The organism is Collinsella sp. LCP21S3_D3 (genome assembly GCF_052118305.1).
In the GTDB taxonomy this organism is placed as follows: Bacteria; Actinomycetota; Coriobacteriia; order Coriobacteriales; family Coriobacteriaceae; genus Collinsella.
On record NZ_JBQKHK010000056.1, the window covers coordinates 1 to 812 of the forward strand.

1 rRNA gene is annotated in these 812 nt (G+C 53.6%); it reads left to right on the plus strand.

Annotated elements, in window-relative coordinates:
- Nucleotides 1–90, plus strand: a 5S ribosomal RNA gene (rrf, locus tag ACTQ1S_RS09350); the annotation flags it as partial.
- Between the last annotated feature and the right edge of the window lie 722 nt (nucleotides 91–812).

Consider the following 812-nt stretch of genomic DNA (forward strand, 5'->3'; position numbering starts at 1 on the left):
GCCCGGTCCCGTTCCGAACCCGGAAGCTAAGCCCCATCGCGCCGAGAGTACTGCGGGGCCAGCCCGTGGGAGGCCAGGGCGCCGCTGACCGGTGGACGGCACCGAGCCGTCATCGAGAATCGAGAAGGGGGAGGCCTCGCGGCCTCCCCCTTTTTTGCGTTTGTATTGATCCGTGGCTCTAGATAGTTGATTTCTTTATTCTGAAGTCGCAATAGCATATGAAGTGGGTTGATTCTTTTCGAGGCCTGTTTTTGGGACTCGTTCTTTACAGTCCGCACTTAGGAACGCTCCTTTGGCTGGTTGCGTATTTCCTAGATGGATCTGCCAATTTAGATTACAAATCAATCTTTTCTCGCGTTTCACGTCTTTCGGCTAGGATTGCACACTAATGGGGCTCCAGCGCTGTCTGGCGGGGTCCTTTGTCGCGTAAAGGCTTTATAAGGGGAACCGTCGCAATCTATCTCCTAGGTGCTATTTAATTCTGGTTTGGGTATATAACCGATACGTATACATCGGACAGCATAAACACCGAGGTCATACGGTCTGTCTGAGATATATGATCGTCGATTAGACCCTGTCGGATTCCAGGGCCCTCTGGTTCATTTGTGAACAAAATATGGAGTGCGTGATTCCCGCCCCCGGGGCCCCTCCGGTCTGGCAATATATCTCCTTGCCGCGCGGCCCGGTCGAACCGGGAACCAGCGCAGGCGTGCACCTTGAGAACCGGATACTGCGAGGATGGACACACCAGATGTGTCGCATCCGGGCAGACATCGAACCATTTGAAATGGTCTGACTTGGATTCGTTTTTC